Raw genomic sequence first — 24358 nt, forward strand, 5'->3', positions numbered from 1 at the left:
TCTATTCAGCCCCACCGACAGCCAGTAACCGCCGCGCCATGTTCACCAACTCCCGGGCCGCCGGGCTCATCGGCCCACCGGCCCGCCACGCGAACACCAGCCGCCCCCGCAGTGCCGGCGTCAGCTTGATCAAGTGCAGATCACTACGCGACCGCACCATCGCTTGCGGCAACACGGCGACCCCCAGCCCCCGCGCGGCGAGGTCGGCCAGCGCCTGCGGTGTGCTCGCCTCGAAGGCGACGTGCACGTCGACGCCGACGGCGGCGCACGCGCCGTCGAACTGGTGCCGGATGCCGGTGCCGACGGGCAGCGCGATGACGGCACGCCCGGCCAGCTCCGCCAACCGGAGGGCCCGCCGCGTATGCCACGGGTCGTCGAGGGCGACGGCGGCCACGATCGGCTGATCGGTCACGACGACGGCAGCGAGCCCCGACGGCAGCGCGGCGCCGACCGACACGATGGCGGCGTCCAGCTGCCCGGTGCGTATCCCCTCGATCAACGCGTCCGAATTGGCGGTGCCGAGGGTGATGTCGACGTGTGGATGGGCCTCATGGAACCGGGCCAGCAGGCTCGGCATGTCGACGTCATGCGCGGTGACCGTGCCGATGGTCACGGAGCCGCGCACGAGGTCGCTCAATTCGGCCACCGCGGTGCGCGCATCGGCCACCGCCGCGAGGGCCGCCCGCGCGTGCGGCAGCACCGCCTGTCCCGCGGCCGTCAACCGAACCTCGCGCCGGGCGCGGTCGAACAGCGGCTCGCCCAGTTCGCCCTCCAGCCGGGCGATCTGGGCGCTGACCGCGGGTTGCGCGACGTGGATGCGCTCAGCGGCGCGGGTGAAGTTGGCTTCCTCGGCGACGGCGACGAAGTACTCGAACTGCCGTAGTTCCATAAGCTTTGATTATAGTTTGTGGAGTACATCGATATTGGACTTATGGTTGTGCCGCACCGAGGCTGGAGTCATGACACCAGTACTCATCGCCGGCGGCGGTATCGGCGGACTCACCACAGCCTTGACCCTGCATACGCGCGGTTTCGACGCACTCGTGCTGGAACGCGCAAATGACCTGCAGCCGTTGGGCGTTGGAATCAATCTGCTGCCGCACGCCGTCCGCGAACTCACCGAGCTCGGCCTCGGTGACGCGTTGACCGCCATGGCCGTGGCCCCGTCAGCGATCCGCTTCTACACCCATCGCGACGAGCTGTTGTTCACCGAACCCCGTGGACTGGCTGCAGGCGACGCCCACCCGCAGCTGTCGGTGCACCGCGGGCGGCTGCAGATGATGCTGCTCGACGCGGTGCGGGCACGTCTCGGCGCCGACGCGGTCCGCACCGGCTGCGGCGTCACCGGATTCCGGCAGCGCGCCGACGGTGTCGTCGTGGACACCGCGGCCGGCCCGGTCGCGGGCTCGGCCCTCGTCGGCGCCGACGGCATCAACTCCGTCGTGCGCGCGGCGCTGCATCCCGGCCCCGATCCCTTGCTCTCGTCCGGTATCACCATGTACCGCGGGGCCAGTGACATCACGCCGTTCCTCGACGGGCACACGATGGCAATCATCAAGGCCGACAACGGGGTTGACCTCATCGCGTATCCCATCGGCGGCGGTCAGGTGAACTGGGTGCTGCAGGTGCCCACCGGGCCGCCCGGCCCGGTGGACGGCGACGCCAGGTGGAACGCACCCGCGACCGCCGACGATGTCCTGCCGCACGTCGCCGACTGGGATCTCGACTGGCTCGACATGAACGCGCTGATCGGCCACAGCCCGGCGCTGTTCAGTTACCCCATGGTCGACAAGGACCCGCTGCCACACTGGGGCGCAGGTCTGGTGACGCTGCTCGGCGACGCCGCGCACCCGATGTACCCCGTCGGGGCCAACGGTGCGTCACAGTCGATCGTGGACGCGCGGGTGCTCGCCGACGAACTGGCGGCCCACGGCTTCGCCGGGCTCCCGAGCTACGAACAGGCCCGGCGCGCCGAGACCGCCGATGTCATCGCCGCCAACCGCGAGATGCACGTCGCGGGGGCATCGCGGGCGCCGGCGGATCTGGCGCGGGTCACCACCCGGTACCGGACCGAGACCGCGACGAGCACCCGGTCATGACGGGCTGCCCGCCCGCACCGGATCGAAGCGACGCAGCTGTTCGCGGATCGCTTCCGGCTGATCCGTGATCGCCGCGATGTGGCCGTCGGGCCGGACCAAGACGTAGGAGCCGGCCGGCACGTCGTAATCCGGTCCGGGGCTCAGGCGCACTCGTGGAACGCCGAAATCTACTGCAGCTCTGCCGAATTCGAGCAACGTCCAGTGCGGTCCGCGGAAGACGTCGAACAGCCGGCGACCGTCGGGCAACAGGCCGTCAGGTGCGCGGTCGCCGGACTGGAGCACGCCCGGCCCGCGTACCTCACCCGCAAGGGGCCCGCCCCGGTAACTGATGTCCAGCTGATGAATGGCGGACGGCGCCGGTCCGGTCGCGGCGAAGCCCTGACGGTGCAGCGCACCACTGAGCTGAAGCACGTTGGCCGCGACCGGCATCCGTTCGGCGGCGTAGCTGTCCAGCAGTTCATCGGGTGCGCCCGCGAGCACGGCAGCCAGTTTCCAGCCGAGGTTGTAGGCGTCCTGCACGCCCGTGTTGACGCCCTGTCCCCCGGCCGGCGAATGGACGTGGGCGGCGTCGCCGGCCAGCAGCACCCGGCCCATCCGGAACCGTTGCGCCATCAGCAGATTCACGCGGTACTCCGAAATCCACCGCAGGTCCGACAGCTCCACGTCGCGGCGCCCGGAGCGCTGTTCAAGCAGTTCCTGCATCCCGCCCAGGGTCAGTGCGGGCGGGTCCGCGCCCGGCGCCATCGTCACCACCAGCTGGAAGTGCTCGGTACCCGCCAGATTCCACAGCGAGAACCGCGTGGCCTGGTCACCGTCACGGGTCAGCAGGTGACAGCACCGGCCGTCGAGCCCGCTGGCCCGGACGTCACCCACGATGATGCGTTCCTCGGTCAGCGCCCCGCCGAGGAATTCGACGCCGGACACCTTGCGCACCGTGCTGCGACCGCCGTCGGCCCCGACGAGGTAATCGGCGCGGACGGGACCGTGGTCGGTCTGCACGGTCACGCCGTCGTCGTCCTGCGCGAAACCTGTTACCTCGGTGCCGAATTCGATGACGCCCCCGAGTTCGACGAAACGTGCCGCCAGAATCTGGTCGGTCCGCCACTGCGGGATCAGCCACGTGAACGGATACGGCACGGCCGGCGTGGCCGCGAGTTCGGGCAGGCCCAAGAGCTCGTAGATCGGCTTGGTCCAGACCACCTCGGCGCCGCGGTACAGCCGCATGGGTGGAAACGGCTCGCCCGCCGCCAGCACCGCACCGATGACGCCCAGATCGTCGAACACCTCGAGGGTGCGCGGTTGCAGTCCCTTGCCACGCGAGCCGGGAAACAACGTCTGAGCCCGGTCCAGCACGCGCACCGGCACACCGCGGCGAGCCAGCTCGATGGCGAGGGTCAGTCCGGTCGGTCCCGCGCCCGCGACCACCACGCTCATCGGGCACCGCCCAGCAGGGGCAGCAGCACGTTGTCGATGAGTCGCGTACTGAAGTCCGTGTCGACGGGGCGGTCGAGATGCATCTGCCGCAGGATCATTGCCTCGGCCACGTCGTGGATCAGCTCGACGTCGGCGTCGGCGTCGATGTCACCCCGCGCGATGGCGCGCTGGAGCGCGTCGTGGAACGGCGACAGCTCCTCTTTGTCGAGGTGTTGACGGAGGGCCTCGGCGAGTTGGTCGTCGTGCCGCATGAGCGTCGCGAGTTCGGCCGTGACCCGCGTCAACGGGTCGGCGACATCCGTTGCGACGGCGTCCATCACGGCGAACAGGTCGCTGCGCAGCGCCCCGGTATCCGGCATCGATGCGTTCCGGGCGGCGTCCGCGGCGTCGAGCGTGGCCCGGACGAGCTGAGCCTTGTTGGGCCAGCGGCGATAGATGGTCGCCTTGCTGGCACCCGCCCGCACGGCCACCGCATCGGTGGTCAATGCCGCGTAGCCCCGTTCGACGAGCAACTCGGCCGTCGCTGCGAGCACCGCCTGTTCCCGCGCCATCCCTCGAACCATGGCAGAAGTGTACGAAACCGTTCCGTACACTTCAATGGGTTTTCCCGGCTGCCGGGATAAAACTGCAACACGTTTCAGTTTCAGGGCTATTGGCAGCTACGCTGAGCTCGTGCCAGGAGTGACGGAAGCCGGTAGTCAGCCGGCAATTGAAGGTTGGTGGGACACCGACGAAAACGGTGCGCCACACCTGATCGGGGCCAAGTGCCCGCAGTGCGGGACCTACGTTTTCCCGCCTCGCGCCAACAACTGCCCCAGCCCGGCGTGTGACAGCGACGTGCTCGAGCCCGTCGCGTTGTCGCGCCGCGGCACGGTGTGGAGCTACACCGAGAACCGCTATCCCCCGCCGGCGCCGTACCCGGCGGCCGACCCGTTCGAGCCGTTCGCCATCGCCGCTGTCCAGCTGGAGGCCGAGGGCCTCATCGTGCTGGGCAAGGTCGTCGAGGGCACACTCGCCGCGGACCTCAAGGTCGGCATGGAGATGGAACTGACCACCATGCCGCTGTACACCGATGCCGACGGTGTCGAGCGCACCACCTATGCCTGGGAGATTGCGAAGTGAGCACGCCTGAGCCGCTGTACATCCTCGGTGCGGGCATGCACCCGTGGGGCAAGTGGGGCCGCGACTTCACCGAGTACGGCGTCGTCGCCGCCCGGGCCGCGCTGGCCGAGGCCGGCCTCGACTGGCGTCAGATCCAGTTGGTCGCCGGTGCCGACACCATCCGCAACGGCTACCCCGGCTTCATCGCCGGGTCGACGTTCGCCCAGAAGCTGGGCTGGAACGGCGTGCCGGTGTCCTCGTCCTACGCCGCGTGCGCCAGCGGTTCGCAGGCCCTGCAGAGCGCCCGCGCCCACATCCTGGCCGGCTTCTGCGACGTCGCGCTGGTCATCGGCGCCGACACCACGCCCAAGGGTGCCTTCGCCCCGGTCGGCGGCGAGCGCAAGAACGACCCCGACTGGCAGCGCTTCCACCTGCTTGGCGCCATGAATCCGGTGTACTTCGCCCTGCTGGCCCGCCGCCGCATGGACCTGTACGGCGCCACCTCCGAAGACTTCGCCCAGATCAAGGTGAAGAACTCCAAGCACGGCCTGAACAACCCGAATGCCCGCTACCACAAGGAGGCTTCGGTCGAGGACGTGCTGGCCAGCCCGGTCGTCTCCGACCCGCTGCGGCAGCTGGACATCTGCGCCACCTCGGACGGCGCCGCCGCGCTGATCGTGGCCAGCGCCGACTTCGCACGCAAGCATCTCGGCTCGCTCGACGGTGTGCCGTCGGTGCGGGCCATCAGCACCGTCACGCCGCAGTACCCGCAGCACCTGCCCGAATTGCCGGACATCGCAACGGATTCCACCGCGGCCATCGCCGGACCGGAACGGGTGTTCAAGGATCAGATCCTCGATGCCGCGTACGCCGAGGCCGGCATCGGTCCCGACGACGTCAACCTCGCGGAGGTCTACGACCTGTCGACCGCGCTGGAGCTCGACTGGTACGAGCACCTGGGCCTGTGCGCCAAGGGTGAAGGCGAGCAGCTCCTGCGCTCTGGTGCCACCACCATCGGTGGTCGCGTGCCGGTCAACCCCTCGGGTGGTCTGGCGTGCTTCGGTGAGGCCATCCCGGCCCAGGCCATCGCGCAGGTGTGTGAGCTGACCTGGCAGCTGAAGGGTCAGGCCACCGGCCGCCAGGTCGAAGGTGCCCGCGTGGGCGTGACCGCGAACCAGGGCCTGTTCGGGCACGGTTCGTCGGTGATCGTCGCGCGCTGACGCTGCCCGCCGAACGTGCGGGACACTCGACCGGTGATGATTTCGGTCCGGGTCAAGCCGGGCAGCCGCAAGGGGCCGTTGGTCGAGACGGACGACGACGGCACGTTGGTCGTGTACGTGCGCGAACCGGCGGTCGACGGCAAGGCCAACACCGCGGTGATCCGGGTGCTGGCCGAGCATTTCGAGGTGCCGAAGTCGCGCGTCGAGTTGGTGTCCGGCGCAGCGGCGCGCATCAAGCGGTTTCGGATCGACGAGTAACGCGCATACTGCAGCCATGCCCCGCATCACCGCCGTCCTCGGCGACATCACACAGCAGGACGTCGACGCGATCGTCAACGCCGCCAACAACGCGATGCGCGGTGGCGGCGGCGTCGACGGCGCCATTCACCGGGCCGGCGGGCCCGCGGTTCTCCAGGACTGCATCGAGCGCTTCCCGCACGGCCTGGGGACCGGCGATGCCGGCTGGACCACCGCGGGCAATCTCCCGGCCCGGTGGGTGATCCACACCGTCGGGCCGAATTACCGCGCGGGCCAACGCGATCCAGAGTTGCTGCGGTCCTGCTACCGGCGTTCCCTCGAAGTCGCCGACGAGCTGGGCGCGCGGAGCGTGGCCTTCCCGTTGATCAGTGCGGGAATCTACGGCTGGCCGCTGGACGACGCGATCGCGATTGCGGTCGAGACGGCCTCCGCCACCGATACCGCCGTCACTGACGTCAGATTCGTGGCGTTCAGCGACGATATCCACGCACGGATCAGGCGGCAGCTGCCGTAGCGCCCCAGATCAGGCGACGCCGAGGTAGGCCGCTCGAATGCTGTCGTCCTTCAGCAGGTCGCGGGCATTGCCGCTACGGGTGACGGCGCCGGTCTCCAGGATGTAGGCCCGATCGGACCGGCTCAGCGCCTGTTGCGCGTTCTGCTCGACCAACAGCACCGTGGTGCCCTGACTGTTGATCTCGGAGATGATCCGGAAGATCTGCGAGATGACCATGGGCGCCAGACCCATCGACGGCTCGTCGAGCAACAGCACCTTGGGCCGGGCCATCAACGCGCGGCCGATCGCCAGCATCTGCTGCTCGCCACCGGACAGCGTGCCGCCGGCCTGCGTCCGCCGTTCTGCCAGCCGCGGGAACGTCGTCAGCACCCAGTCGAGCCGCTCGTCGTGGTCGTGCTTGGACTCGAATTTGCGTCCGTAACAGCCCATTTCCAGGTTCTCGACCACGGTCATACCGGGGAAGACCCCGCGGCCCTCGGGGGCCTGGATGAGACCCTTCGTGACCCGTTGGTGCGCCTTGACCTTGGAGACGTCCTGACCGTCGAACCACACCGAACCCGACGTCAGTGGCCGCAGGCCGGAGATGGCCCGCATCATGGTGGTCTTGCCCGCACCGTTGGAGCCGAGCAGGGTGACGAGTTCGCCCTCCCGCACGACCAGCGAAACACCATTCAGCGCTTGAATTCTGCCGTAGTGGACGACGGCGTCGCGGACCTCCAGCAACACCGGCCGCGGGTCGAGGTCGACGGATTCAGAGCTCGTCATCGGGCACCCCCAGGTAAGCGGCGATGACCTTGGGGTCCTCGCGAATCTCGGCAGGCAGGCCTTCGGCGATCTTGCGCCCGAACTCGAGCACCACGATGCGGTCGGTGACGCCCATGACCAGTCGCATGTCGTGTTCGATCAGCAGCACGGTGTAGCCGTCCTCCCGGATCGCGTGGATCAGTTCGATGAGTGCGGACTTCTCGCTCGGGTTGAAGCCGGCGGCGGGCTCGTCCAGGCACAGCAGTTTCGGCTCGGTGGCCAGCGCCCGGGCGATCTCCAGCCGGCGCTGGTCGCCGTACGACAGGTTCCGCGCTTTTTCCTCGCCGCGGTGCGCGATCCCGACGAATTGCAGTAGCGCCGCGGCACGCTCGATGGCGTCGCGTTCCTCGCGGCGGTGCCGGGCGGTGCGCAGCAGTGCGCCCGGGACCGACGTCTTGTGCCGGGCGTCGGTGCCGACGACGACGTTCTCCAGCGCCGTCATCTCGCCCCACAGCCGGATGTTCTGGAAGGTGCGCGCGATGCCGCGCCGGGTGATCTCGTGGCGCTTGATCTTGCCGAGCGGCGCGCCGTCGAACATCACCGACCCGGACGACGGCCGGTACACGCCGGTGATCGCGTTGAAGCAGGTGGTCTTGCCGGCGCCGTTGGGGCCGATGAGACCGAGAATCTCGCCGCGCCGGATATCGAACGTCACCGCATCGAGCGCGGTGAGCCCGCCGAACTTGACCGTGAGATCGGTTGTGGCCAAGAGCTTCTCGCCCTCGGCGACCTGTACGTCACGGTGCAGGGCGGCCAGTTCCTCGTCTGGCGCGGGCTCGAAGATGTCGCTCATGCCGCCGCCTTCGATTCGTCGGCATTGCGCAACAACGCCCGCGCCGACTTGCCGTACGACAGGAGCTGCTGGCGTACCGGGAACAGGCCCTGCGGCCGGAAGATCATCAGCACCACCAGAGCCAGGCCGAAGAACAGGTACTTGAGGTCACCGAGGTTGATGCCGAGCACATGCACGCCGAGCAGCCGGTTGGGCAGGTACACGATGATGAACGCACCGACGATCACGCCGAGCTTGTTGCCCTGGCCGCCGAGGACCACCGCGCACAGGAACAGCATCGAGTTGATGATGTTGAAGGTGGGCGGTGCGACGTACTGCACCTGGCCGGCATAGAGCGCGCCCGACAGACCGCCGATGCCCGCACCGATGACGAACGCCCACAGTTTGAACTTGAAAGTGTTGACGCCCATGACTTCTGCGGCGTCCTCGTCCTCGCGGATGGCGACCCACGCCCGTCCGACGCGGCTGCGTTCCAGGTTGCCGACGAGCAGCAGGATGGCGACCATGAGCACCAGGCCCAGCCAGAACCACCAGGTGCCGTAATTGGCGTAGCCGGCGGAGTTACCGCTGGAGAACACGCCCGTGGGCAGTTTGTCGGTCTCCCCCAGCCGCGGATAGGCGATCTGGTTGAGGCCGCGAGCGCCGTTGGTCAGGTCGGAGAGATTGTCGGCGAGGAGCCGGATGATCTCGCCGAATCCCAGCGTGACGATGGCGAGGTAGTCACCGCGTAGCCGCAGCGTCGGAATACCCAGCACCAGGCCGGCCATGGCGGTGACCGCCATCGCCAGGGGTACGCAGGCCAGCCAGGCCCAGTCCTTGTCGAGGAACCCGTCGACGCCCACCTGGTTCCACGGGCTGTCCGGGCTGGTCAGCAGCGCGACGGTGTAGGCGCCGACGGCGTAGAACCCGACATAGCCGAGGTCGAGCAATCCGGCCTGCCCCACAACGACATTGAGGCCGATCGCGATGATCGCCACCATCACGAACTGCGCCATGGTGCCACCGAAGCTGATGCCGGGCGTGTTGAGGAACGACGGGGTGTACCGCGGCAGGTACGCCACCAGAAGGAACACGAAGACACCGAAGACCCACTTCGCGGGCCTCGACTGCTGGTCCCACCACTGGCGGATCTGGTCACCGGGTGCCAGCAGGTACCGGGCGCGGCCCTCGTTTTGATGCTGCCCGCTCATGCGCGTGCCTTCCCGAGACTTTCACCGAGTATCCCGGTGGGACGGATCAACAGCACCAGCACGAGGAGGACGAAAGCCACCACGTCGCGCCATTGGGTGCCGAAGAACGCCTGGCCGTAGTTCTCCATGATGCCGAGGATCAAGCCACCGAGGAGCGCGCCCCGCAGGTTGCCGATGCCGCCGAGCACCGCGGCCGAGAATGCCTTGATTCCCAACAGGAATCCGCCCGAGTAGATGATGCCCTGCGGCACCTTCAGGGTGTAGAGCAGCGCGGCGGCGCCCGCCAGCAGGCCGCCGATGAGGAACGTCGTCATGATGATGCGCTCCCGGGACACGCCCATGAGGGTGGCGGTCGTCGGGTCCTGCGCGACGGCGCGGATGCCGCGGCCGAACTTGGTGCGGTTGAGCGCGATATCGGTGAGCAGTGCCAGCACGATGGCCGCCACCACGATGACGATGGTGACGTTCGAGATGTTCGCGCTGAACAGCGTGAACTGAGTCTTGGGTTGCACCAGGATGATCGGCTGCTGCGCGTTGCTGCCGCCGAAACCCTTGAGGATTTTCGGGAGCACGAAGTGCACGAATTCCTGCAGGACGAACGACATGCCGATGGCGGTGATCAGGAATGTCAGCCCGCGTGCATTGCGGCGGCGCAGCGGCCGGTAGGCCACCACCTCCAGGCCGACGGCCGCGGCGCCGGAGACCAGCATCGCGACCACCATGGCGACGCCCAGGTAGAAGATCGTCAACCCGACGCCCAGGTTGTAGGCATTTCCGCTGGGCTTGAAGCCGAGGATGACCTCCAGCGCGAAGTAGGCGCCGAACATGCTGAGCATGAAGATTTCCGAGTGCGCGAAGTTGATCAGTCGCAGGACGCCGAACACCAGGGTGTAGCCGACGGCGACGAGGGCATAGATGGCGCCCCACGACAAGCCGTCAATCGTCAACTGCCAGAACCCGTTCACCAGGTTGTCGACGTTGAAATTGATGTTGGCCGCGGTGCACACGTAGTGGCCGACGCAGTCGGGTGTCATCGGGTGGCGGCTCCTCGGTTATCGCGGTGGTGAGAGTCCAGGAACGACGACGCGCCCGGCACGGGGTCCGGACGCGTCGTCGTCTGCAGGTTCCTACTGGACCTTGTAGATCCAGATCAGGTTGGTGGTCAGCTCACCCTTGTTGTTCCACTGGTACTTGCGGGCCACGCCCTGACCTTCGTACTTGGTCACGAAGTCCAGCAGCGCGGGCCGGGTGACGGCACCCGAGTCGATGCCCTTGACCAGGATGGTGCCCAGGTCGTAGCCCTCGGTGCTGTACGTGCCGGGCTCCTGGCCGAACTTCTTGGTGTATTCCTCGGCGAACTGCTTGCTCGCCGGGCCGCACGGGCAGGACAGGATGGCGCCCTTCGTCGCCTCGCCGCCCTGCTTGACGAACTCGGGGTCCTTCGTGCCGTCGGCGCTGGCGAACGTCGCGGTGACGCCGCCGTCCTTGAGCTGCTGAGCGAACGTCGCGGCCTCGGCGTAGTAGCCGCTGTAGAAGATCGCGTCGGGCGCGGCACCCTTGATCTGGGTGACGGCCGCCGAGAAGTCCTTGTCGCCCTTCTTGACCGAGATGTTGCACGCCGAGTCGGCGACCGGCCCCAGCGTGGTGCGCACGGCCGTGGCCAGGCCCAGGCCGTAGTCGGTGCTGTCGTCGACGACGCAGACCTTCTTGTAGTTGAGCGTGTTCTTCAGGTAGTTCGCGACCGACGGGCCCTGCACGCCGTCGTTGGCCAGGCCGCGGAAGAAGGTCTTCCAGCCGTTCTCGCTCAGCGTCACGTTGGTGGCCGAGGCGGTGGCGGCGACGAGGCCGGCCTGGTCGAAGACGGTGCCGGTGGCCTTGGTCTCGCCGGAGAAGGCGGGGCCGACCAGACCGATGGTGAACTTGTCGTCGACGATCTGCGGCGCGATGCCCGTCGCCTTCTGTGGGTCACCCTCGGTGTCGAAGGTCTTGAGCGTCACCTGGCAGCCGGGGTTGGCCGCGTTGTGCTTGTCGATGGCGAGCTGCACGCCGTCCTTGATGTTGATGCCCAGTGCGGCGTCGGGGCCGTTCAGCGCGCCCGCCATGGCGATGTTCACCGGCGGGCAGGTGGCCTTGCCGTCACCGGCGGGATCGGCAGGAGTCGCGCCGGCGGCGCCCTTGACCTCGGCGCCGTTCTCGTCGATCTGCACCTGTTCGACGATCTTGAGATTCGAGCCGGCCGCGCCGCTCTGCTTCGGATCAGACTGGCTGCATCCCGCCAGACCGAACACGATCAAACCGGCACTGCCGACTGCAAGAGCATTCCGAGCTACGCGACTGCGCACGCTTCACCTCCGGGTCATGGTTACGTGGCACCGGATGCGGCCTGCACTCTTCGCAAGTGGGGCCGACATCCGCTGCTTCGCGTAGACAGTAACCAACACGGCGCGGCTATACGCGCTGTTGAGCGATGCTGGCCGACGTTGTCTTCATCGGACCTGTGTAAATGCTGCGGCCGGAAACACAGAGTTAACGGGACGCGCCCGCGGGACTCAGCCGGCTGACGGTTCTGTCGCTTCCGCGGCCGGCGGATCCAGCGTCTCGACGACGACCTCGGCGACCCGTTTCATCGTGGTGCGACGGTCCATGGCCGCCCGCTGAATCCACTTGAACGCCTCGGGTTCGGTCATGCCCTGCTTGGTCTGCAGGATGCCCTTGGCGCGCTCGACGAGCTTGCGTGTCTCGAGCCGGTCGGACAGCGACAGGACTTCCTTCTCCAGCGCTGTCAGCTCACCGAAGCGGCTCACCGCGACCTCGATGGCCGGCACCAGATCCGTGATGGAGAACGGCTTGACCAGATAGGCCATGGCACCCGCATCGCGGGCCCGTTCGACCAGCTCACGCTGGGAAAACGCGGTCAGGATCACGATAGGCGCGATGCGCTTGGCGGCGATCTCGGACGCGGCGTCGATGCCGTCACGGCGCGGCATCTTCACATCCATGATCACCAGGTCAGGCTTGAGCTGCTCGGCGAGCTCGACGGCCTCCTGGCCGTCGCCGGCCTCGCCGACGATCTCGTAGCCCTCCTCGCGGAGCATCTCCGCCAGGTCCAGCCGGATGAGCGCCTCATCCTCGGCCACGAGGACACGGCGCGGTGCGACATCAGATGTTGACCCGGTCATCCCCATATTGTCGCGTGAGCGGTCCGATGAAGCGACCTCGGGGCGCGGCGGGCCCGGAGAATCACATCAACTATGGTGGTACACCGCACCCGATCAACGGGTGCGACGCCCTCGTATCCCAACTGGCAGAGGAAACGGATTCAAAACCCGTGCAGTGTGAGTTCGAATCTCACCGAGGGCACCAAAGCTCGCCGCTAAACTGCAGGCATGGGGGCACTGCGAGTCACTGCTGATGGGCTGTTCGCCGTTGCCGGTCAACTCGAGCAGCAGGCCCAAGCTCTGTCCGCACACGTCACCAGTGGCGCGTTGCTTCCCGAAGGTCAGTCCACCGCGGATGTCGTCGCCGAGATCCAATCGCGCATCGATGCCGCGTCCGCCGCACATGCCGAACGGATCTGGTCTGTTGTCTCCGCGCTGACCGCCGCCGGACGCGCCTATACCGACTCCGACAGCTCGGCCACGGCAGCATTGGCGGAGTAGCCATGATGGCCGAACTCGAGTTGCCGACGCTGGCGCAGATCACCGATTGGGATGTGCAACACCTGGTCGACGCCGCCGCGCAGTGGAACAGGACCGCCGATCTGTGGGAGAACTCATTCCACGACGTCTGGCAGGGCACCCTGCGTCCCGGCGGCACCACGTGGGAAGGCAGTGCGGCGGAGAACGCGCAGGACATCGCGTGGCGCGACCTGGTCAAGGTTCGTGGCTCGGCCGACGCACTACGGACCGCCGCGAGTATCGCCCACGCCGGCGCGGCGTCGCTGTCCGATGTGAAACGGTTGGCGCTCAACGCAATTGACGAAGCGCGTACCAACGAGTTCACCGTCTCCGAAGACCTGTCGGTGACCGAGGTCAGATACCGGTTCGTGGCGAGGGAACGCGAGTCGCGCGAGTCGATGGCCGATGACCACTCCGCCGACATCCGGCACTTCGCCGCGAATCTCGTTGCCCTGGACCGGGATATCGCGCACCGCCTCCGGGCAACCATGTCCGGGATCGGCGCCCCGATCTATTCGGTCTGAGCCGCCAAACCCGAGGGCCTCCCCGGCGCATGACACGCCAGGGAGGCCTCGTCCGCACCCGGGTTATGCGCCCTGATGCTGATGTGACTTGCTGTCCGCCGGCGAAGTCTTGCCACCGGTGTCGCCGTTCGACCGTCCCGTCGGCTTCGACGGCTCACTGGCAGCGGGGGCCGGCTTCTTCGTCTTGCCCGGCTTCTTGCCCTTGCCCTTGGCGGCCGGCCTGTCGCCGTCCTTGCCGTCGGTCGACTTGCCCTCGGCCGCAGCGTCTTTGGCCGGCTTCTTGGATTCGTTCGCGGCCTTAGGCTCTGCCGACGCAGGCGAATCGGACTGCGGGGTTTCTGCTTTGGGCGTTTCCGCCTTGGGCGTCTCGGCCTTGGGAGCCTCTTCCTTCGGGGTTTCTTCCTTCGGGGTCTCCGTCTTGGGCGTTTCGACCTTCGGGGTTTCTTCCTTCGGGCTCTCGGCCTTCGGGCTCTCCGCCTTCGGGGCGTCTTCCTTCGGGGTTTCGGCCTTGGGATCCTCAGTCTTGGAATCCTCGACCTTGGTCTCCGCGGCCTTCGGGTCGACAGCTCCCGCGGTTTCGTGCTCGACGGCGTCGACCACCTTGACGTCACCCGCCTCGGACTTGTCGCCGGCCTTGACGTGGTCGGCGGTGTCCTTCGAACCACCCACCTGGGACTTCAGCTCCGTCGCGGCCCGGTTGGCCTCCGAGAGGGTGTCCGCACTGATCGAGGCGGCGGCGGATGCCAGGCTCGCGGTGGTACTCGGTTGCGCCGCAGCGGGTTTGAAGATGCCCGCCAGCAGGCTCTGGAACGCCTTGACGGCGTTGTTGACCGCGGTCTGCAGCGATGCGGTGAACGACGCGAAGGCTTTCTGGGCCTGAGCCAGCGCCTTCTGGATCAATTGGGCCAGCGCCACGATGGGCGAGACGATGACCGGCGGAAGACCGATGGCATCCGAGATCACCTTCACCGCCAGCTTCGCCGTCCAGTCCGCCTGGAAGATGCCGTAACCGGTGTCCGTGCCCGGCGTGCCGTCACGGGTGGTGTAGATGAATATCGGGCCGGTGTAGGTCAGCGCCCGCCAGGCAGTGATGAAGTCCGAGATGAAATCGGCCTGCTTCTGGTTGCTCGTGGGGTCGACGACGCCGAGTTGGTCCAGCACGGTCTGGAAGCCGTACTCGGTGGCCCAGATCAGCTTGTCGCCGTCACCGTTCTGCACCATGATCGCCCGCATCTGTTGCAGCTGGTACAGCGGCGCGAGTGGGTTCAGGGCACCCTGCGAGAACTTCAGCACCTGGTTGAACTCGTACGGGTGGAACGAGATCGCGTCGAAAAAGCCTTTGGCGCCGGCGGCATACATTGCGGCCAGGAAGGTCTGCGGAGACGACGTGAGTCCGAAGAAGTCCTGAATCGGCGCCAGGGCGCCCGCGATGACCGAGGCCGTCGGGTCCACACCGGTGGTCCCGTCGCCGCCCTTCAGGGTGGTGTAGACGGCCTTCAGGATGGCGGTGTACTTGGCGGCATCCATCGGCTGGAAGAACGTGAAGCTGTTGGGCTCGTTCCAGACTTCGTACGCGGAGATGACGTCGCCGTAGCGGGTGGCCACCTGCTTCACGAAGTCCGCGTAGACGGCTGGATCGGGTGCGCCCGCACCCGGGGTGGTCCCACTCGGAGCTGCCCACAGCGGGGTGTGGCTGATGACCGCCAGCACACCCATGTTGTGGGCGCGCGCGGCGTCCATCACGTTGTTCATCAGCGTCCAGTTCGCGTCATTCGCAAGATCATTCGGACCCGTCATCTTGATCAACGCCCATGGGACGAAGACCCGGATGTTCTGCACCCCGATGGACTGCAGCTGGGTCAGGGTCTTGTCGATCTCCGCCGGCGACAGTCCGTAGAGGCTGGAGTCGGCGATGCCGATGGTCGAATGCGTGTCATCGATCTCGGCGGTGGGGATGACGTCGATCGCGACCGTTCGAGTCGGTGCGGGCGTCACGTGGCTGTAGGTGCAGATGACAGCCAATGGCATCAATACGACAACGACTCTCAGCATGAGAGCACGGACCAGACGGTTCACCGCAGTCCCCTTTCCGCCCTGGTTGTCGCCCCTCGACAACGACGCGTGGCAGTTAATTTACTGCTCCGACAACAATTTAATGAGCTCAAATCCGAAATCTGATCGAAATAATCCGAGCGTGCGATACAGGCAAATATAGAGGCGTCCTAAATACCTCTGGTATGTTCACATACAGCTAATCAATATCGGTTTGCAAAGTTGTCATGAGCAAGCATTTTTCTGGTATATATGCAGTTCAACGGCTTCAGCCGGTGCAGCAGAAACGCCATTCGACGCAGCTGTCGAATATTTGGCAATTTTGATATTGATCGCTGCCGTACATACTTTTCGGTGGCGGCGAAGGGACACCCAGTACCCACGAATGTCCCACTCAGCGAGCCCTTCTAAATGGCCACAGCGACTGGCCATTATGGGTCCCGCAACCAATCCGGGACAGCCCGCGGGCGGTACCGCGGCGGCCCGCTGTTTCGCCGTCAGCGGAGTATCCTCAGCCGAGCACCAAATCCGGTCCCGCGCGTCTACCCTTTAGTCCATGGCGATCATGGACGACGCTCGCCTCACCGGCGGCGCCGCGACCCCGGCCAGCGCCGATTTGGTCGCTGCCGTGCGCCGTTCGGTCTGCGTGCCGACCGCGACCGTCCGCGAGTGCCTTCGCCCCGACGCCGACATCCTCAGCCCGACCGTCGCCCGCAGCCGCCGGATCCTGACCCGCACCAGCCGCCTCGGCGCGGTGCTCAGCGTCTTCTTCGCCTTGCAGGCGTTGACCACGGGGCCTTACACGATGTGGATCGGCGCCGTGAACCTGGCCGGCGCGGTGCTCTTCCTGCTCGTCCCGACGCTGTACCGGTTCGGCGAACTCGTGGCGCCCGCGGCGTTCATACTCATCGCCTACATCACGGTCACCGTCGTGACCATCAATGTGGGCACCGGCTCGGGAATTCTGCTGTACTTCGCCGTCGCGGGTGCCATCGCACTGCTGATCGTGGGCCTCGAACACGTGGGATTCGCGGCCGCCGTCGCCGCGGTCGGCATCGTCACCGCGAGCATCCTGGAATTCACCGTCCCGGCGCACACCGGAGCGCAGAGCGAGATGGAAAGCCGGGTGTCGTTCGTCATCACCGCGGTGTCGGCCTGCCTCATCGTGATGGCGACGGTCTGGTCGGTGCTGCGGGAGAACGCCATCGCCCAGCGCGCCATCCAGGCCGAATACCTCAGGTCCGAGACGCTGCTGGCGAACATCCTGCCCGAGTCCATCGCGCAGCGACTCAAGGATCCGGCGCATTCGGTGATCGCCGACAAATTCGACGACGCCTCAATACTTTTCGCCGATATCGCCGGTTACACCCAGCGCGCCAGCGACACCACCCCCGCCGATCTGGTCCAGTTCCTGGACACGCTCTACACCGGGCTCGACGCACTCGTCGACCGGCACGGTTTGGAGAAGGTCAAGACGAGCGGTGACTCCTACATGGTGGTCAGCGGCATACCGCACGGCCGCGCCGATCACCTCGAGGCGCTGGCCTGCCTGGCGCTGGACTTCGCCGATTCGGTCCGCGGGCTGACCGACCCCAAGGGGCGCCCCGTCCCGGTCCGCATCGGCATCGCCGCCGGCCCCGTGGTGGCCGGTGTGGTGGGGTCACGCAAGTTCTTCTACGACGTCTGGGGCGACGCGGTGAACGTCGCGTCCCGCATGGAGAGCACCGACGTCGCCGGCCGAATCCAGGTGCCACACAACGTGTATGAACGTCTGCGCCACGCATACGAATTCGAGGAGCGCGGCGAGATCGACGTCAAGGGCAAAGGGCTGATGCACACCTGGTATCTGGTCGGACGGCTGTCCGCGGCCGGCTCGTCCCGAGCCGACGGCGCTCAGTCCAGGCCGTGCTCGATGGCATAGCGCGCCGCTTCGACCCGGTTGGCCACCTGCAGCTTGCGGAACGTCGCCTGCACGTGATTCTCGACGGTGCGGTGGCTGAGCGTCAGGCGTTCGGCAATCTGCTTGGCGGTCAGGCCTTTCGCCACGTACCGCAGGATCTCGGTTTCCCGCTCCGTCAGGCCGGCAGCCGGGTCCGCACCCGGCGTCTTGGCCATGCGCCGGTGCTCCCCCAGCACCAGACCGGCCAGCCCCGGGGTGAACACCGCACGCCCCTCACCCGTCGCGCGCACCGCGTCGGCCAGCTCGGCCTTGGAGGCGCTCTTCACCAGATACCCGGTGGCACCGGCCTTCACGGCCTCCAGGACGTCGTCGCGCTCGTCGGAGGCCGACAGCACCAGCACCCGGCTCGCCGGTGAGACCGCCAGCACCTGCGTGGTCGCCTCGACGCCGCTGCCGTCGGACAGCCGCATGTCCATCAGCACCACCTTGGGCTTGACCACCGCGGCCCGCCGGCCCGCGGCGGCCACACCGTCGGCGGTGGCCACCACGGTGAAGCCCGAGTCCTCGAGGTCACGGGCGACGGCGTCCCGCCAGATCGGGTGGTCGTCGACCACCATCACCGTCAACTGTGGCTCAGACATCGCCGGCCGCCCTCGGTACCGTCAGCTCCCACTCGGTGCCGGCTCCCGGCGACGTCGTCAGCTCGGCTTTACCTCCGAGCGATTCCAGCCGTCCCACAATCGATTTCGTCACACCCATATGCCCCTCCGCAGCTGCCTGCGCCAACCGTCCGTCGGCGATCCCCACCCCATCGTCGCGGACGCTCACCACGACCTGCCCGTCCATGTCCTCGACGAGGACGTAAGCCCGGGCCTCGGGGCCCGCGTGTGCGACCGTGTTGCCCAGCACGTTGGCGACCGCGGCATCGAGTTCGCCCGCCACGGCGGCGTCGAGCAGCACCGGGTCCGGCGGCACGCTCACCGCGACGCGATCACCCGCGCGGGCCCGGAGCATCTCCCCGACGTCGACCAGACCGCCCGGGGCCTCGTCAAGACCGGAACTGACCAGTCGGCGCAGCGCCCGTTCCTGCTCGCCGGCCAGCTGCGCGAGTTCGGTTGTCTCGCCACCGATTTCCCGCCCCTTGCGGGCGACCAGCGCCAGCACCTGGATGGCGCCGTCGTGCACCTGCCGGGACAGCCGCTCGCGCTCCGCGGTCGCCGCCGCCAATCGGATGGCGCGCTGCAGCTCCGCGTGCGCACGGCGCGCGGTCTGCGCGGCCATCCCGACGGCGAGCCCCACCGCCAACTCGATGACGAGCGTCGCCTGCCGGCCGAGATTGGGGTCGAAGTAGCCCTTCAGCACCGCGCCGGCCGCCGTCACGAGCAGCCCGACGCCCATTCCAGCCAGTGGCCCCAGCTGGATGGCCGCGGACAGCGTCGCGTTGGTGGCCCACAACGTCGTCGGCCACGACTGGTTGCCGGCGATCCACGCCGGGGACGCCACCAGCTCGGTGGACAACACCAGCAGGATGACGACCAGCACCTCGGTCAGCACCCAGGCCCTCCGTCGGCCGAAACCCTTCAGATAGGCCACCGCACACGCCAGGCTCCACGCGATGAGGACCCCGAAAAGCGCCCACGTGACGGCCGGGTGTCGCAGATCGTCATTGACCGCGAGCTGAAAACCCAAGGCGTACAGGCAGCTGAGCAGCCGGAAGCCCTGTGCCGCCCGCCACAGCGGGGCGGCCGGGTCCGGTTCTGGTTCCGCCTTCGACGCGGGGTGCACAGCCACTACATCACTTTGGACAGAAAGGCCTTCGTGCGTTCATGTTTCGGGTCGGCCATCACCTCACGCGGGGCGCCACGCTCGACCACCACGCCGCCGTCCATGAACACCAGCTGGTCGGCCACCTCGCGGGCGAAGCCCATCTCGTGCGTGACGACGATCATCGTCATGCCCTGTTGGGCAAGCTTTTTCATGACCGCCAGGACGTCTCCGACCAGTTCCGGGTCCAGCGCCGAGGTCGGTTCGTCGAACAGCATCAGCTTAGGCTCCATCGCCAGCGCGCGGGCGATGGCCACGCGCTGCTGCTGGCCGCCGGACAACTGGGCCGGATAGGCATCGGCCTTGCTGGACAACCCAACCTGGTCGAGCAGGTCCCGCGCACGACTCACCGCCGCGTCCCGCTTGACGCCCTTGACGTGCACCGGCGCCTCGATGATGTTCTCCAGCGCGGTCCGGTGCGGGAACAGATTGAAGTGCTGGAAGACCATGCCGACATCGCGGCGCTGGCGGGCGGCCTCCTTCGGCGGGAGTTCGTGCAGCTTGCCCCCGCGTTCGCGGTACCCGACCAGCTCCTCATCGACGTACAACCGCCCGGCGCTGACCTGTTCCAGGTGATTGATACACCGCAGGAACGTCGACTTGCCGGAACCGGAGGGACCGACAAGCACGAGGACCTGTCCGCGCTCGACCTCGAGCGAGACACCCTTGAGCACGTCGAGGGCACCGAAGCTCTTGCATACCTGTTCGGCTCGCACCATGGGCGTCATGCGGGCATACCCCCGTGGTCACCCATCTGCGCCAGGGCAAGGGCCTCGAGCTGTTTGCTCGTCAGCTTGCGCGACGCACCCCGCGAGAAGTAGCGCTCCAGGTAGAACTGGCCGACCATCAGCACGCTGGTGATGACCAGGTACCAGGTGGCGGCAACCAGCAACAGCGGGATGGGCTGGAAGATCACGGCGGAGATGTCCCGCGTGCGGGTGTACAGCTCGAGCGTGTACGGCACGGCCGTGACCAGTGATGTGGTTTTCAGCATGCTGATCAGCTCGTTGCCGGTGGGCGGCACGATGACCCGCATCGCCTGCGGAAGAACGGTGCGGCGCATGGTCATCCACCACGACATACCGAGGGCGACCGACGCCTCGGTCTGTCCCTCCGGGACGGAAATGATTCCGGCACGGATGATTTCGGCCATGTAGGCGGCTTCGTTGAGGCCCAGGCCGATGAAGGCCATCTCGAACGCCAGCGACAGTCCCTGCAGCTGGATGTGGAACAGCGACGGCCCGAACGGCACCCCGATCTGAATGTTCTGGTAGATCGACGGGAACAGGCCCCAGAACACCAGCTGCACGTACACCGGAGTACCGCGGAAAATCCACAGATAGCCCCACGCGACCGCACGGAACACCGGATTCGGTGACAGCCGCATCACGGCCAGGACGACGCCGAGCACCAAGCCGATCGCCATCGCATAGATGGTGAGCTGCACGGTGTTCCACGCCGCCTCGGCCACTCGCACGTCGAGCAGGTACTTGAGGTAGGTGTCCCAGCCATACGCGGGGTTCGTCGCGGCGCCGTAGAGGAACAGCCCGGCGACGACGATGATCGCGACGGCCCCGACCCACCGCCAGGGATGTCGTAGCGGTACCGCGTGGATGGCGGCGGGACCGCTCGGGTCCGCCGCTGACTCAACAGCCGTCACGTCAGCTGGTGGCCCCATTGATGACCGGCTTGTCGATCATTCCGGCCTGCACGCCCCAGTTCGTCGCGATCTGCTTGTACGTGCCGTTGTCGATGAGGTGCTGCAATGCCTGCAGCAGCGATTGCGCCAGTGGCGAACCCTTCTTCACCGGCCATCCGTACGGAGCCGAGTCGAACACCTCGCCGGCCTGCACGAGCTTGCCGCCCGCCTGCTTGATCGCCCACAACGTCACGGGCGAGTCCGCGGACATGGCGTCGGCCTGGCCGACGACGACGGCGTTGGCGGCCTGGTCCTGGTTGTCGAACTTCACCACGTCGATGGGCGGCTTGCCGGCGTCGGTGCACGCCTTCGACTTGGCGGGCAGTTCCTCGGTGTCCTGCACCGTGGTCGACTCGACGGCGACCTTCTTGCCACAGGAGTTGTTGGGGTCGACATGGTCACCGGCGCGCTGCGCCCACAAGCTGCCGGCCGAGAAGTAGGTGACGAAATCGACCTGCTGCTCACGCTGCTTGCTGTCGGTGAAGGATGACATGCCGACGTTGTAGGTACCGGCCTGGATTGCCGGGATGATCTTCGAGAAGTCGGACTCTTCCCGGTAGTCGACCGTCAGACCGAGTGTCTGGGCGATGGCGTTCATCAGGTCGACGTCGAAGCCGACAACCTTGCCGCTCGGGTCCTTGTACTCGTTGGGTGCATACGGGATGTTGACGCCGACGATCAGCTTGCCGCTGGACTTGATGGCCTCCGGCACCGTGTTGGCGATCGACTCGACCTTGGCCGCGGGAGCCGCCGACGAACTCGACGCGGGCGAGCTGGATTCGGTGTTCTTCGTGCAGCCCGACAGCGCCAACGCGCCACTCGCAGCCACCACCACCGCAATGCGCCACGCTGTGCCCCGACGGGACTGACTCACACCTGACACGTTGCCTCTTCCTTCGTGCTTCACTCTGGCCTGACCACACCTGTCACGACACACCGCCGGCACGCATCGGTCGGCGTGCCGCGTTGGAGAGCACCTTATCGGCACGGTGGTCACCAAGCAGCCCAATCGCCAGTTGTCCACATCTAGAACCACCGAAAAACAGGGTTGTCCGAACTCGGTGCACCCAGCGTCAAATATGTGAGACTGCGTCAATGACCACGCATACTCCGCCAAGTCTGTTGCAGCATCTGTGGAAAACCGAGCTCATCGCGGGCCTGATCTCCGTGGTACTGGGCGCCGCCGTGTTGGCCCAGCCCGGCATCTCCGTCGCGGTGGCGGCGATCTTCTTCGGCGCCTATCTGCTCGTCACCGGTATCGGCCAGGTGGTGTTCGCCTTCAGCCTGCACATCACGGCAGGCGGACGCGTGCTGGCATTCATCAGCGGCGCGGCGTCCCTGGTGCTCGCGGTGCTGGCCTTCCGCCATATCGGCGATGCCGTACTGCTGCTGGCGATCTGGATCGGTATCGGCTTCATCTTCCGCGGTGTGGCCACCACGGTGTCGGCGATCAGCGATCCGGGGCTGCCCGCCCGCGGGTGGAACATCTTCCTCGGCGTCATCAGCCTGATCGCCGGATTCGTGGTGCTGGGCTCACCGATCGAGTCCATCGGCACGCTGGCGCTGGTGACGGGCATCTGGCTGGTGGTCACCGGTGTCGCCGAAGTGATCACCGCCTTCGGAATCCGCAAGGGCGCCAAGGCCGTTGACAAGGCCATCAACGAGGCGGCGACCAACGCCTGAGTATGCCGGCATGCGGATTTGTGTGGCCGGGCGCACGTGTGCGCCTGGCCACACAATTCGGTGTGGACCGCCGCCCACATGAACTACTACAGTAAGTCGTAGACCAATCCCTCCGGCTCGGGGAAGGCTCAATGAACGCACTGGACGTATCGAGGTGGCAGTTCGGGATCACCACCGTCTACCACTTCATCCTGGTCCCGCTGACCATCGGCCTCGCGCCGCTGCTCGCCGTCATGCAGACCATCTGGGTGGTGACGGGCAATCCGGCCTGGTACCGGCTGACCAAGTTCTTCGGCAAGCTGTTCCTGATCAACTTCGCTCTCGGCGTGGCCACGGGCATCGTGCAGGAATTCCAGTTCGGGATGAACTGGAGTGAGTACTCACGATTCGTCGGCGACGTCTTCGGCGCACCGCTGGCCCTGGAGGGCCTCGCGGCGTTCTTCTTCGAATCCACCTTCATCGGCCTGTGGATCTTCGGCTGGACCAAGCTGCCCCGCCTGGTGCACCTGGCGTGTATCTGGATCGTCGCATTCGGCGTGAACGCGTCGGCGTTCTTCATCATCTCGGCCAACTCGTTCATGCAGCATCCCGTTGGCGCGCACTACAACCCGGAGACCGGCCGGGCGGAGCTGACGAGCATCTGGGAGCTGCTGACCAACAACACCGGCATCGCGGCGTTCACGCACACGGTCGGCGGCGCCATCCTGACGGCCTCCACCTTCGTCGCCGCCATCAGCGCATGGTGGATGGTGCGTAGTGGCAACACGGAGGAATCGCGCACCATGTTCCGGCCCGCCGCCGTGCTGGGCTGTTGGGTGGCGCTCGTCGCGGCCGCCTCGCTCACGCTCACCGGGGACGCCCAGGGCAAGCTGATGTTCGTCCAACAGCCCATGAAGATGGCGTCGGCAGAATCGTTGTGTCACACCGAAACCGACCCGGATTTCTCGGTGCTGACGATCGGTACGCACAACAACTGTGACAGCGTCATGCACGTCATCGAGGTGCCGTACGTGCTGCCGTTCCTCGCCGAGAGCAAGTTCGAGGGCGTCCGACTCGAGGGCGTGCAGGACCTGCAGAAGGCCTACGAAGCCAAGTACGGTCCCGGTGACTACCGGCCCAACCTGTTCGTGACCTACTGGTCGTTCCGCATGATGATCGGATTGCTCGCGTTCCCAGGGCTTTTCGCGCTCACCACACTGTGGTTGACCCGCAAGGGCCGCATCCCCACGCAACGCTGGCTGAGCCTGTTCGCACTGGTGACGCTGCCCATGCCGTTCCTCGCCAACAGCGCGGGCTGGGTCTTCACCGAGATGGGCCGCCAGCCCTGGGTGGTCGCCACCAACCCGACCGGCGACCCGAACCTGCACCTGACCATCCGGCAGGGCGTGTCGGCACACAGCGCGGGCACGGTCTGGATCTCACTGATCACCTTCACCGCGCTCTATGCGCTGCTCGCCGTCATCTGGTTCTGGCTGATCCGCCGCTACACGCTGGAAGGGCCACTCGAACACGATGCCGAACCGGCGCCGCCCACCCCACCCGGTAGCGACGACGTCGCCCCACTGTCGTTCGCGTACTAGGAGGAG

25 protein-coding genes and 1 tRNA gene are annotated in these 24358 nt (G+C 66.8%); 11 read left to right on the forward strand and 15 right to left on the reverse strand.

Annotated features, from left to right (window positions below; translation table 11 throughout):
* Position 1 precedes the first annotated feature (1 nt).
* On the reverse strand, positions 2-889 hold the full coding sequence (locus tag ACZ5IQ_RS17640) for a LysR family transcriptional regulator (protein ID WP_133427714.1): 888 nt from the start codon (positions 887-889) through the stop codon (positions 2-4).
* 70 nt (positions 890-959) lie between these two features.
* On the opposite strand from ACZ5IQ_RS17640, the gene ACZ5IQ_RS17645 reads away from it, so the two are divergent.
* On the forward strand, positions 960-2099 hold the full coding sequence (locus ACZ5IQ_RS17645; protein ID WP_133427715.1) for an FAD-dependent monooxygenase: 1140 nt from the start codon (positions 960-962) through the stop codon (positions 2097-2099).
* Here the strand turns inward: ACZ5IQ_RS17645 and ACZ5IQ_RS17650 are convergent.
* Positions 2094-3533: an FAD-dependent monooxygenase gene (locus tag ACZ5IQ_RS17650; RefSeq protein ID WP_133427716.1), complete on the reverse strand. Its 1440-nt coding sequence runs from the start codon at positions 3531-3533 to the stop codon at positions 2094-2096. The two genes, ACZ5IQ_RS17645 and ACZ5IQ_RS17650, sit on opposite strands and share 6 nt — an antisense overlap.
* On the reverse strand, positions 3530-4096 hold the full coding sequence (locus tag ACZ5IQ_RS17655) for a TetR/AcrR family transcriptional regulator (protein ID WP_133427717.1): 567 nt from the start codon (positions 4094-4096) through the stop codon (positions 3530-3532). The genes ACZ5IQ_RS17650 and ACZ5IQ_RS17655 overlap by 4 nt, the downstream gene beginning before the upstream one ends.
* Positions 4097-4214: 118 nt before the next feature.
* On the opposite strand from ACZ5IQ_RS17655, the gene ACZ5IQ_RS17660 reads away from it, so the two are divergent.
* From ACZ5IQ_RS17660 to ACZ5IQ_RS17675, 4 genes are read left to right on the forward strand one after another with little or no spacing between them, the layout of a single operon-like run.
* A complete protein-coding gene (locus ACZ5IQ_RS17660) occupies positions 4215-4655 on the forward strand; it encodes a Zn-ribbon domain-containing OB-fold protein (RefSeq protein WP_406784329.1) in 441 nt (146 codons plus the stop codon).
* Complete coding sequence (locus tag ACZ5IQ_RS17665) at positions 4652-5854, forward strand: lipid-transfer protein (protein ID WP_020103273.1); 1203 nt, start codon at positions 4652-4654, stop codon at positions 5852-5854. Before ACZ5IQ_RS17660 ends, ACZ5IQ_RS17665 begins: the two co-directional genes overlap by 4 nt.
* A 36-nt stretch (positions 5855-5890) precedes the next feature.
* Positions 5891-6112, forward strand: coding sequence for a DUF167 domain-containing protein (locus ACZ5IQ_RS17670; protein WP_133427747.1), 222 nt, complete (start codon positions 5891-5893; stop codon positions 6110-6112).
* Between the two features lie 16 nt (positions 6113-6128).
* Positions 6129-6626 (forward strand): O-acetyl-ADP-ribose deacetylase, encoded by a 498-nt coding sequence (locus tag ACZ5IQ_RS17675; RefSeq protein ID WP_464480048.1) that lies wholly within the window; start codon positions 6129-6131, stop codon positions 6624-6626.
* A 9-nt stretch (positions 6627-6635) separates the two neighbouring features.
* On the opposite strand, the gene ACZ5IQ_RS17680 is transcribed toward ACZ5IQ_RS17675, so the two are convergent.
* From ACZ5IQ_RS17680 to ACZ5IQ_RS17705, 6 genes are all read right to left on the reverse strand, one after another.
* Positions 6636-7391 carry an ABC transporter ATP-binding protein gene (locus tag ACZ5IQ_RS17680; protein ID WP_464480049.1) on the reverse strand — a complete coding sequence of 252 codons (756 nt, stop codon included), beginning with the start codon at positions 7389-7391 and terminating at the stop codon, positions 6636-6638.
* Positions 7378-8223, reverse strand: a complete 846-nt coding sequence (locus ACZ5IQ_RS17685; protein WP_061006305.1) for an ABC transporter ATP-binding protein — start codon at positions 8221-8223, stop codon at positions 7378-7380. Before ACZ5IQ_RS17685 ends, ACZ5IQ_RS17680 begins: the two co-directional genes overlap by 14 nt.
* Positions 8220-9413: a branched-chain amino acid ABC transporter permease gene (locus ACZ5IQ_RS17690; RefSeq protein ID WP_064860625.1), complete on the reverse strand. Its 1194-nt coding sequence runs from the start codon at positions 9411-9413 to the stop codon at positions 8220-8222. The genes ACZ5IQ_RS17685 and ACZ5IQ_RS17690 overlap by 4 nt, the downstream gene beginning before the upstream one ends.
* Positions 9410-10447 carry a branched-chain amino acid ABC transporter permease gene (locus tag ACZ5IQ_RS17695; protein WP_464480050.1) on the reverse strand — a complete coding sequence of 346 codons (1038 nt, stop codon included), beginning with the start codon at positions 10445-10447 and terminating at the stop codon, positions 9410-9412. Before ACZ5IQ_RS17695 ends, ACZ5IQ_RS17690 begins: the two co-directional genes overlap by 4 nt.
* A 93-nt stretch (positions 10448-10540) precedes the next feature.
* Positions 10541-11755 (reverse strand): branched-chain amino acid ABC transporter substrate-binding protein, encoded by a 1215-nt coding sequence (locus ACZ5IQ_RS17700; protein WP_212814028.1) that lies wholly within the window; start codon positions 11753-11755, stop codon positions 10541-10543.
* 207 nt (positions 11756-11962) lie between these two features.
* A complete protein-coding gene (locus ACZ5IQ_RS17705; RefSeq protein ID WP_212814026.1) occupies positions 11963-12592 on the reverse strand; it encodes an ANTAR domain-containing response regulator in 630 nt (209 codons plus the stop codon).
* 107 nt (positions 12593-12699) lie between these two features.
* On the opposite strand from ACZ5IQ_RS17705, the gene ACZ5IQ_RS17710 reads away from it, so the two are divergent.
* The 3 genes from ACZ5IQ_RS17710 (at position 12700) to ACZ5IQ_RS17720 (ending at position 13614) form a co-directional block, all read left to right on the forward strand.
* Positions 12700-12776: transfer RNA gene (locus ACZ5IQ_RS17710), tRNA-Leu, on the forward strand.
* A 23-nt stretch (positions 12777-12799) separates the two neighbouring features.
* Positions 12800-13072, forward strand: a complete 273-nt coding sequence (locus ACZ5IQ_RS17715) for a hypothetical protein (protein WP_212814024.1) — start codon at positions 12800-12802, stop codon at positions 13070-13072.
* 2 nt (positions 13073-13074) lie between these two features.
* Positions 13075-13614 carry a hypothetical protein gene (locus ACZ5IQ_RS17720; RefSeq protein WP_212814022.1) on the forward strand — a complete coding sequence of 180 codons (540 nt, stop codon included), beginning with the start codon at positions 13075-13077 and terminating at the stop codon, positions 13612-13614.
* A gap of 63 nt (positions 13615-13677) precedes the next feature.
* Here ACZ5IQ_RS17720 and ACZ5IQ_RS17725 read toward each other — a convergent pair whose 3' ends face one another.
* On the reverse strand, positions 13678-15642 hold the full coding sequence (locus tag ACZ5IQ_RS17725; RefSeq protein ID WP_212814020.1) for a cellulase family glycosylhydrolase: 1965 nt from the start codon (positions 15640-15642) through the stop codon (positions 13678-13680).
* A gap of 580 nt (positions 15643-16222) precedes the next feature.
* Here ACZ5IQ_RS17725 and ACZ5IQ_RS17730 point away from each other — a divergent pair.
* Positions 16223-17587, forward strand: a complete 1365-nt coding sequence (locus tag ACZ5IQ_RS17730) for an adenylate/guanylate cyclase domain-containing protein (RefSeq protein WP_212814018.1) — start codon at positions 16223-16225, stop codon at positions 17585-17587.
* Here ACZ5IQ_RS17730 and ACZ5IQ_RS17735 read toward each other — a convergent pair.
* Genes ACZ5IQ_RS17735 through ACZ5IQ_RS17755 form a run of 5 tightly spaced genes read right to left on the reverse strand, consistent with a single transcriptional unit; the run spans position 17560 to position 21963 of the window.
* Positions 17560-18207, reverse strand: a complete 648-nt coding sequence (locus ACZ5IQ_RS17735) for a response regulator (protein WP_212814015.1) — start codon at positions 18205-18207, stop codon at positions 17560-17562. The two genes, ACZ5IQ_RS17730 and ACZ5IQ_RS17735, sit on opposite strands and share 28 nt — an antisense overlap.
* Positions 18200-19357, reverse strand: coding sequence for a MacS family sensor histidine kinase (gene macS / locus ACZ5IQ_RS17740; RefSeq protein ID WP_212814013.1), 1158 nt, complete (start codon positions 19355-19357; stop codon positions 18200-18202). The genes ACZ5IQ_RS17735 and macS overlap by 8 nt, the downstream gene beginning before the upstream one ends.
* Positions 19357-20109: an amino acid ABC transporter ATP-binding protein gene (locus ACZ5IQ_RS17745; protein WP_212814758.1), complete on the reverse strand. Its 753-nt coding sequence runs from the start codon at positions 20107-20109 to the stop codon at positions 19357-19359. Before ACZ5IQ_RS17745 ends, macS begins: the two co-directional genes overlap by 1 nt.
* A 5-nt stretch (positions 20110-20114) precedes the next feature.
* The gene (locus tag ACZ5IQ_RS17750) at positions 20115-21068 is read right to left on the reverse strand and encodes an amino acid ABC transporter permease (RefSeq protein ID WP_212814012.1); all 954 of its coding nucleotides are present in this window, start codon (positions 21066-21068) and stop codon (positions 20115-20117) included.
* Positions 21052-21963, reverse strand: a complete 912-nt coding sequence (locus ACZ5IQ_RS17755) for an ABC transporter substrate-binding protein (protein ID WP_212814010.1) — start codon at positions 21961-21963, stop codon at positions 21052-21054. The genes ACZ5IQ_RS17750 and ACZ5IQ_RS17755 overlap by 17 nt, the downstream gene beginning before the upstream one ends.
* Positions 21964-22166: 203 nt before the next feature.
* Between ACZ5IQ_RS17755 and ACZ5IQ_RS17760 the strand changes: the two genes are divergently transcribed.
* The gene (locus tag ACZ5IQ_RS17760; RefSeq protein WP_406776217.1) at positions 22167-22772 is read left to right on the forward strand and encodes an HdeD family acid-resistance protein; all 606 of its coding nucleotides are present in this window, start codon (positions 22167-22169) and stop codon (positions 22770-22772) included.
* 131 nt (positions 22773-22903) lie between these two features.
* Positions 22904-24352 carry a cytochrome ubiquinol oxidase subunit I gene (locus ACZ5IQ_RS17765; RefSeq protein WP_406804781.1) on the forward strand — a complete coding sequence of 483 codons (1449 nt, stop codon included), beginning with the start codon at positions 22904-22906 and terminating at the stop codon, positions 24350-24352.
* Positions 24353-24358 lie beyond the last annotated feature (6 nt).

The sequence above is a fragment of the Mycobacterium toneyamaense genome (assembly GCF_055384815.1).

What these genes read in the sequence shown, in the direction of transcription:
- ACZ5IQ_RS17640 (WP_133427714.1), bottom strand. Translation starts at nt 889, where the DNA reads ATGGAACTACGGCAGTTCGAGTACTTCGTCGCCGTCGCCGAGGAAGCC.
- ACZ5IQ_RS17645 (WP_133427715.1), top strand. Translation starts at nt 960, where the DNA reads ATGACACCAGTACTCATCGCCGGCGGCGGTATCGGCGGACTCACCACA.
- ACZ5IQ_RS17650 (WP_133427716.1), bottom strand. Translation starts at nt 3,533, where the DNA reads ATGAGCGTGGTGGTCGCGGGCGCGGGACCGACCGGACTGACCCTCGCC.
- ACZ5IQ_RS17655 (WP_133427717.1), bottom strand. Translation starts at nt 4,096, where the DNA reads ATGGTTCGAGGGATGGCGCGGGAACAGGCGGTGCTCGCAGCGACGGCC.
- ACZ5IQ_RS17670 (WP_133427747.1), top strand. Translation starts at nt 5,891, where the DNA reads ATGATTTCGGTCCGGGTCAAGCCGGGCAGCCGCAAGGGGCCGTTGGTC.
- ACZ5IQ_RS17675 (WP_464480048.1), top strand. Translation starts at nt 6,129, where the DNA reads ATGCCCCGCATCACCGCCGTCCTCGGCGACATCACACAGCAGGACGTC.
- ACZ5IQ_RS17680 (WP_464480049.1), bottom strand. Translation starts at nt 7,391, where the DNA reads ATGACGAGCTCTGAATCCGTCGACCTCGACCCGCGGCCGGTGTTGCTG.
- ACZ5IQ_RS17685 (WP_061006305.1), bottom strand. Translation starts at nt 8,223, where the DNA reads ATGAGCGACATCTTCGAGCCCGCGCCAGACGAGGAACTGGCCGCCCTG.
- ACZ5IQ_RS17690 (WP_064860625.1), bottom strand. Translation starts at nt 9,413, where the DNA reads ATGAGCGGGCAGCATCAAAACGAGGGCCGCGCCCGGTACCTGCTGGCA.
- ACZ5IQ_RS17695 (WP_464480050.1), bottom strand. Translation starts at nt 10,447, where the DNA reads ATGACACCCGACTGCGTCGGCCACTACGTGTGCACCGCGGCCAACATC.
- ACZ5IQ_RS17705 (WP_212814026.1), bottom strand. Translation starts at nt 12,592, where the DNA reads ATGACCGGGTCAACATCTGATGTCGCACCGCGCCGTGTCCTCGTGGCC.
- ACZ5IQ_RS17715 (WP_212814024.1), top strand. Translation starts at nt 12,800, where the DNA reads ATGGGGGCACTGCGAGTCACTGCTGATGGGCTGTTCGCCGTTGCCGGT.
- ACZ5IQ_RS17720 (WP_212814022.1), top strand. Translation starts at nt 13,075, where the DNA reads ATGATGGCCGAACTCGAGTTGCCGACGCTGGCGCAGATCACCGATTGG.
- ACZ5IQ_RS17725 (WP_212814020.1), bottom strand. Translation starts at nt 15,642, where the DNA reads ATGCCATTGGCTGTCATCTGCACCTACAGCCACGTGACGCCCGCACCG.
- ACZ5IQ_RS17730 (WP_212814018.1), top strand. Translation starts at nt 16,223, where the DNA reads ATGGCGATCATGGACGACGCTCGCCTCACCGGCGGCGCCGCGACCCCG.
- ACZ5IQ_RS17735 (WP_212814015.1), bottom strand. Translation starts at nt 18,207, where the DNA reads ATGTCTGAGCCACAGTTGACGGTGATGGTGGTCGACGACCACCCGATC.
- ACZ5IQ_RS17745 (WP_212814758.1), bottom strand. Translation starts at nt 20,109, where the DNA reads ATGGTGCGAGCCGAACAGGTATGCAAGAGCTTCGGTGCCCTCGACGTG.
- ACZ5IQ_RS17750 (WP_212814012.1), bottom strand. Translation starts at nt 21,068, where the DNA reads ATGGGGCCACCAGCTGACGTGACGGCTGTTGAGTCAGCGGCGGACCCG.
- ACZ5IQ_RS17765 (WP_406804781.1), top strand. Translation starts at nt 22,904, where the DNA reads ATGAACGCACTGGACGTATCGAGGTGGCAGTTCGGGATCACCACCGTC.